This window comes from Phytoactinopolyspora endophytica (assembly GCF_004138495.1).
GTDB classification, from domain to species: Bacteria; Actinomycetota; Actinomycetes; order Jiangellales; family Jiangellaceae; genus Phytoactinopolyspora; species Phytoactinopolyspora endophytica.
The window spans coordinates 113,863-120,678 of record NZ_ML142870.1; the positions used below are offsets into that span (position 1 = coordinate 113,863).

The 6,816-nt window shown below is 69.0% G+C and carries 8 protein-coding genes and 1 pseudogene; 7 read left to right on the plus strand and 2 right to left on the minus strand.

Going from position 1 to position 6,816, the window contains the following annotated elements; all coding sequences use genetic code 11:
* The coding region (locus ELR45_RS39635) for a dihydrodipicolinate synthase family protein (protein WP_205857547.1) at window positions 1-576 on the plus strand (576 nt) is incomplete at its 5' end.
* A 4-nt stretch (window positions 577-580) separates the two neighbouring features.
* A complete protein-coding gene (locus ELR45_RS30005) occupies window positions 581-1,582 on the plus strand; it encodes a proline racemase family protein (protein ID WP_129669561.1) in 1,002 nt (333 codons plus the stop codon).
* A 65-nt stretch (window positions 1,583-1,647) separates the two neighbouring features.
* Here ELR45_RS30005 and ELR45_RS30010 read toward each other — a convergent pair whose 3' ends face one another.
* Together ELR45_RS30010 and ELR45_RS30015 are read right to left on the minus strand one after the other, a co-directional pair.
* A complete protein-coding gene (locus ELR45_RS30010) occupies window positions 1,648-2,310 on the minus strand; it encodes a response regulator (protein WP_129669581.1) in 663 nt (220 codons plus the stop codon).
* Window positions 2,311-2,399: 89 nt separating this feature from the next.
* Window positions 2,400-3,881: a sensor histidine kinase gene (locus ELR45_RS30015; RefSeq protein WP_165368231.1), complete on the minus strand. Its 1,482-nt coding sequence runs from the start codon at window positions 3,879-3,881 to the stop codon at window positions 2,400-2,402.
* A gap of 132 nt (window positions 3,882-4,013) precedes the next feature.
* Here ELR45_RS30015 and ELR45_RS30020 point away from each other — a divergent pair, with 132 nt between their 5' ends.
* The 5 genes and pseudogenes from ELR45_RS30020 to ELR45_RS30035 form a co-directional block, all read left to right on the plus strand.
* Complete coding sequence (locus tag ELR45_RS30020) at window positions 4,014-4,871, plus strand: GAP family protein (protein WP_165368232.1); 858 nt, start codon at window positions 4,014-4,016, stop codon at window positions 4,869-4,871.
* Window positions 4,872-4,950: 79 nt separating this feature from the next.
* Window positions 4,951-5,073, plus strand: a pseudogene (locus ELR45_RS43085) (helix-turn-helix domain-containing protein); the annotation flags it as partial.
* 6 nt (window positions 5,074-5,079) lie between these two features.
* Window positions 5,080-5,460 carry a TetR/AcrR family transcriptional regulator C-terminal domain-containing protein gene (locus ELR45_RS30025; RefSeq protein WP_165368233.1) on the plus strand — a complete coding sequence of 127 codons (381 nt, stop codon included), beginning with the start codon at window positions 5,080-5,082 and terminating at the stop codon, window positions 5,458-5,460.
* Between the two features lie 28 nt (window positions 5,461-5,488).
* Window positions 5,489-6,109 (plus strand): SDR family oxidoreductase, encoded by a 621-nt coding sequence (locus ELR45_RS30030; RefSeq protein ID WP_165368234.1) that lies wholly within the window; start codon window positions 5,489-5,491, stop codon window positions 6,107-6,109.
* Window positions 6,110-6,152: 43 nt separating this feature from the next.
* The coding region (locus tag ELR45_RS30035; protein ID WP_205857548.1) for a lysophospholipid acyltransferase family protein at window positions 6,153-6,816 on the plus strand (664 nt) is incomplete at its 3' end.

A 6,816-nucleotide genomic window follows, 5' to 3' on the forward strand; every position in this document is an offset into this window, starting at 1 on the left:
CCCACGCTGTACCGGGCCAATGAGGACGAGATCGTCGAGCACTACGCCCGGGTCGCCGAAGTCGGCATGCCGATCATGGCCTACAACAATCCGATCGACACGAAGGTCGATCTCACGCCGGCGCTGCTGGCCCGGCTCGCCGAGATCCCGGAGGTCGTCGCGGTCAAGGAGTTCTCCTGCGACGTGCGGCGGGTCCTGGAGATCCAGGAGCACTCCGACATCGCCGTCGTCGCCGGGGCCGACGATGTGCTGTTCGAGTCGCTGGTCGACGGTGCGGTGGGGTGGTTCGCCGGGTTCCCGAACGCATTCCCCAAGGAGTCCGCCGAGATTTATGATCTGGTCATGGCAGGGAAGATCGCCGAGGCCAGGGAGATCTACCGGCACCTGGTCGCCGTCTTCCGATGGGACTCGCGCACCGAGTTCGTCCAGTCGATCAAGCTGGTGATCGACATCGGCGGGCACAGCTACGGCGGCCCGACCCGCCCGCCGCGTGGCCCGCTGACCCCGGAGCATGAGGCCGGTGTCCGGGCGGACGCTGCCCGAGCGCTCGACTATCTCGCGGCCCGCGAGGCGTAGCCGTATGCGTTCCACCAGGCTCTTCACCGCCGTCGACTCGCACACCGAGGGGATGCCGACGCGCGTCGTCACCGGTGGCGTCGGGGAGATCCCCGGCGCCACCATGAACGACAAACGCCTGCATTTCATGGAGAACCTCGACCACATCCGGCTGATGCTGATGAACGAGCCGCGAGGACACGCCGCCATGAGCGGTGCGATCCTGCAGCGGCCCACCCGGCCCGATGCGGATTGGGGCGTGGTGTACATCGAGGTCTCCGGCTGCCTTCCGATGTGTGGGCACGGCACCATCGGCGTGGCGACCGTCCTCGTGGAGACGGGGATGGTGGAGGTCACCGAGCCGGTGACCACGATCCGGCTGGACACGCCGGCCGGGCTCGTCGTCGCGCGGGTCGATGTCAGCGACGGGCACGCCGACTCGGTGACGATCGAGAACGTGCCTTCCTATGCCGAGCGGCTGGACGAGACGATCGACGTTCCCCACCTGGGCACGGTGCCGTACAGCCTGGCCTTCGGAGGCAACTTCTACGCGATGGTGGAACTGGACAAGGTCGGCCTGCCGTTCGACCTTGCGAGGCAGCACGACATCCTCGAAGCCGGACTGGCGATCATGCGCGCCATCAACGAGCAGGCTCCGCCGCATCATCCGGAGATCGCCGGGGTGGACCACTGCCACCACGTCGAGTTCATCGCACCCAGCTCGACGGCTGAGCATTCGCGGCACGCCATGGCCATCCATCCGGGCTGGTTCGACCGGTCGCCGTGCGGCACCGGCACATCGGCGCGGATGGCCGAGCTGTGGGAGCGTGGCGACCTGCCGCTGGGACGCGACTTCGTCAACGAGTCGTTCATCGGGTCGCGGTTCATCGGCCGGCTGGTCAGCGAGACCACCGTCGCCGGACGAGCCGCTGTGGTGCCGGCCATCACCGGACGCGCCTGGGTCACCGGCATCGGCCAGTACATGCTCGACCCGACGGACCCTTTCCCCACCGGCTTCACGTTCTAGAGACCACGGATCCAGTCGATCAGATACGAGTTTGGTGGCCCCTGGCGCCCTGAACTCGTATGTGATCAAGGAATGACGCCGGCCTCGCGGGCCAGGATCGCGGCCTGCACCCGGCTGGAGCAGCCGAGTTTGGTGAGGATGCGCGAGACGTGCGTCTTGGCGGTCGCCTCGGTGATGACCAGCTTCGCGGCGATCTCCTGATTGGACAGGCCGGCGCCCAGCGCGGCCAGCACGTCGCGCTCACGAGCGGTCAGCTCGGTCAGGCGATCCGCGGCTCGCGCCTGGTCGCTGCCGTCGTCGTGCTCGTCGGTCCCGGGCGAGGCCAGCGCCGCGAGTACCCGGCGGGTCACCTCAGGTGCGACGACGCCGTCGCCCGCGGCCACCCGCCGCACGGCCGCCAGGATCTCCGCCGGCTCGGCCGTCTTGAGCAGGAAACCGGCCGCCCCCGCACGCAACGCTCCGAAGACATACTCGTCCAGGTCGAAGGTGGTGAGCACCAGCACGTCGGCCAGCTGGTCCCGGACGATCTCGCGGGTCGCGCCGATCCCGTCGACGTTGGGCATCCGCACGTCCATCAGGACGACGTCCGGCCGCAGAGACCGGGCGTTGGTCACCGCGACGCTCCCATCGGCGGCCTCCCCCACCACCTCGATGTCGTCCGCGCCATCGAGGACGAACCGCAGGGCGGTACGGATCGGCTCGTGGTCGTCGGCCAGCAGGACCCGTATCCGGCTGGGCGCCGGACCGTCGTTCTCGCCGGACGGCCGACCGCCCGCCGACGACGGTTCGTGCGCCGGATCCTCGAGACGCCCTTCGCTCACGCTGCCCCGCCCGTTCTCCTGATGTGGCCGCCGGTCGGCAGCGCCGCCTGAACACGCCACGTGCGCGTCGTGCCATCGTCGAGGATGCCACCGTCGACGTCGTCGGGACCCGGAAGACGACCAGGCCCGGCGGCGAACCACCCGCCGAGAGCCTCCGCGCGCTCCCGCATGGTCACCAGACCGGTGCCGGCGGACAGGGCGGGATGGTCGTCCACGACGGAATCGGTGTCCAGATCGGACCTGGTATCCGCGGTGTCATCGTCGCCCCCGGACGCCTTGGAGAGCGAGTTCTCGACGACGACGCGCAGCGCGTCGTCGTCTTCGAGCCGTACGGCGACCGTCACCGCCGCCCTGGGCGCATGTTTCATCACATTGGCCAGCGCCTCCTGGATGATGCGGTAGGCGGCCTGCCCGACCGCCACCGGCAGCGTGCCGATCGTATCCTCCCACCGGTCCGGCAGGTCGAGCAGCACGCGCAAGCCGCCAAGCCGGCCTCCTTCGACCAGCTCCGGCAGACGTTCCAGGCCGCCGGGCACTACCGCCTGCGCACCCTGCTCGGCCGATCGGCCGGGCTCGGAACGCAGCACCACGATCATGGCGCGCATCTCCTGCAGCGCCTCGAGCGCCTCGCACCGAACCGTCCGCATGACCGGCTGCTGGTCACGCTCCGGTGACGCGATCGCCGCGGCCGAGTGGATGGCGATGGTCGACAGCCGGGACGCGATCGCATCGTGCAGGTCACACGCGATCACGGCCCGTTCGGCCTGCACCGCCTCGCTCCGCCGCAGCTCCCCGATGCGTTCCAGGTCGGCCGCGCGTTGCGCCTCCAGATCCGCGCGCCTGCCCTCCAGGTCGGCGCGCTGCGCGGCCAGCTCGGCCAGCTCGCTCTTCTGCCGCACGTTCGACGCCCACCACAGCGGCATCCCGAACATCGCCCCGAGCTGGAGCGCCACCAGGATCCCCACGCTGACGTCCGAGTCAGCAGCCGTCCCGGCCACGGCCCCCGCACAGACGATGGCGACGACGGTGGTGGTGACCACTCGCCGTCCCCGAGCGCTGCCGTTGACGCCGAAGCTGTACAGCAGCTCCCACAGCATGATCATGACGCCGAGACTGCCGCCGAGGGCGATGTCGGCCAGCGTCGCCACTGCCCCCACGATGAGCGCCGCCACCGGATGGGAGCGCTCCGCGGCGACCGCGACCGTGATCACTCCCAGCGTCACCGCGTGCCACCACTCCGGCCAGCCCTGGATGCCCAGCTCGTCGGGGACCGACCAGAGATCGGTCACCCCGAGCATCAGCAGAATGACGCCTACGCTGAACAGGCCGACCACGCTGCCCGCGACGCCGCGCGGGCTGGATGCCCCCGTGGGGCCGTACGCGACCGCGTCGAGCGCCAGCCGCACTCCGCGCTTCGGCGTCGGCGCGTCTGCCGTATCGCTCACGGACGTCCGCGCGGCCGCATCATCGACCTCCACAGACACCATCTCAGCAGACCAGAGCGACGAACCACGTCATTCGAAGGATGTACGCGCGGCTAGATGCCCAGGTGGGAGGATCACTCGTCCGGTGGATGCCGCGGCCGGATCCGGTCCGGGAAGCTCGTGACCATGAATATCGGCGACGTCCTCATGGCCGACAGCGCCTTCGAGCTCGCGGGCGCGTCCGCCGGCACGCTGGCTCTCGCACTGTTGGTGCTCGCCCTGATCGACTCGACCAGCATCGGCACCCTGGTGATCCCGGTCTGGCTGCTGCTCTCGCCGGGACGGGTGCGGGTCAGTCGCATGCTCGTCTATCTCGGCACCATCGCGGGGTTCTACTTCGCCGTCGGGACCGTGCTCGCGCTGGGGGCCCATGTCCTGCTCGAGCGGGCCCAGGATGCGTTCGACGTCGACGGCGAGACTCTGTTACGGCTGGTGATCGGCGTCCTGATGCTGGTGGGTTGCGGATTCATCGTGGCCAGGACGCGGCGTTCGCGCGACGACGAGACGGCTGAACCAGGCGAGGGTGCGCGGTCTGCCGCACCCGGACGGCTGCAGCGCTGGCGCTCCCGGGCGATGGGAGTGGCGGAGGACGGCACCGCGCAGGGTGGTTCGGAAGAGCAGCCCGGCACGGCCGGCGGCGCCGCGACGCGCGTCACCACCATGCCGCTGATATGGATGGCGCTGGCCGCGGGGGCGCTGGAGGTCGCCACCATGCTGCCGTACATCGGCGCGATCGGTCTGGTCACCGCCGAGGGACCGGGCTGGCCGCTGAACGGGGCCGTGCTCGCCGGATACTGCATCGTCATGATTCTCCCCGCGCTGATCCTGACCTACCTCAGGGTGCTCGCGCACTCCCGGGTCGAGCGGCTGCTGCGCCGGATCGAGGGTTGGTTCACCCGCAACACCGGCGACATGGCATGGCTGCTCGGAATACTCGGCGCCATGCTCACCATCGGCGCGGTTCAAGATCTGGGATGGTTCTGAACCGTCACGCTGAGGTCGTCGGACGGTTTACCGACGGGCGCTCCATAAGTTATCGCGTAGCGAGGCCAAGCTGGCGCAGATTCACCGCGGAGCCACTCGTGTCTTTCTGGCCGAAGGATTCGCGGGCGCGACAACCGATGCGATCGCGAAAGCCGCCGGAGTCTCGAAACAAACGCTGTACGCGTATTACCGAAGTAAAGAGCAGCTCATGATCGACGTCCTATCGTCGCTGTTGAGAGAGCTGAATCGCGATCAAACCGTTCCGGAGCGCGGCCGGCCGGTCAACTCGCTGCCCGAACTGCGAGAGGCCCTGACGGACATGGCCTCGGGCTTGCTCGGTGCGGTCTGCGGTAGCGACTACCTGGACCTGACTCGGGTCATCATCGCCGACTCCCCCAGAGTTCCAGAGATCGGTCAGCTGTGGGCTCAGACCATCACCGGCACCATCCGCCCGGTCGTCACGGACCAGTTGGAACAAGCGCGCCGGTCCGGAGTGATCCGCATCGATGACATAGACGCGGCGACGCGGCTTTTCGTCGGTGGCCTGCTCACGTACATCTTGCCCGGCGAACGAAGGACCGATTCTTGAGCAAGCCGCCCGCTCCGGCGTACGGCGCGTGGTGCTGCTGTCCTCGTTCTCGGCCGGCGACCTGTCTGACTCCCCCGTCAGCGCAGAGTTCCGCCGAATCGAGGACGCCGTGCGCGCCCATGAGTTCGAGTGGACCATCCTGCGGCCGCAGGGCTTCGCCTCGACCATGCCCTCTCTGGGCTGGCTTCCCATGTTCCGCGAAGGCGTCGTGCGCGCACCTTTCGCCGCCACAGCAGTCCCGGTCATCCACCCCGCCGACATCGCATCAGTGGCGTTCACCGCGCTGACCGAGGACGGCCACCACGCCAAGACCTACGAACTGACCGGACCGGAAGCGCTCACGCTGCCAGAGCAGGTCCGCCAGATCGGCGAAGCGATCGGCCGCGACCTCGCCTTCGAAGAACTACCCGTCGAGCAGGCAACGCCAGGAGCTGGCCGAATACGCCCCGGCCATGGTCGTGGACTACTTCCTCGCCGTGTGGGTCGCGGTCCGGCCCGACGTGCGCACCACGGTCGAGGACGTCACGGGCCGGCCGCCACGGACCTTTCGGCAATGGGCACAGGAGAACGCCGACGTGTTCCGCTGAGACCGACCGCGACAGGCCGCCGGGTCGAGGGGCACTGTGTGCCGTGGGCCACGAAGCCTTGAGACCGGCCGTCGCTGTCGCCACCGCATGGCAGGATAACGAGGCGTGGCGAAGGACAACTTCTGGCATGACGTCCCCGGGCCGGGGTCTCGTGGCGCGCGGGCGTTTCGTCCCGTGGCGTCGGCCGTCGTACGTACAGCGTGGAACATCCGGCTGCACGGTGACGACCTCGTTCCGGGCGAGGGCCCGGTCATTCTCGCCGCGAACCACACCAGCATCCTGGACGGTCCGCTCCTGTACGGCGTCGTCAGGAGACCCGTCCACGCGCTCACGAAAGAAGAGATGTTCGTCGGGCCGCTCAGGTGGGGGCTGCGGATGATCGGCCAGATCCCGATCGACCGGTCCTGCTACGACCTCCGAGCGATCAAGAACTGCCTCGCCGTGCTGGATCGCGGCGACGTACTCGCCGTCTACCCGGAGGGCACCCGAGGCGCAGGCGATTTCAGCGTTGTCCGGCCCGGTGCCGCCTACCTCGCGCTCTGCACCGGCGCACCGATCGTTCCGGTGGCCGGCCTGGGCGTACGCACGTCGACGAAGTCGACCAGCAGCCTGCCGCGGCTGCGTAGCGGTATCGACCTTGTGTTCGGCCAGCCCATCCAGACCACGCCCATCGCATGGCCACGGCGGCGGCACGTGGTACGGGAGCTGGCCGACTTCGTCGCCGACAGGTTGCGCAGTCACCTCCGGTACGCTCGCGAGCTCACCGGAC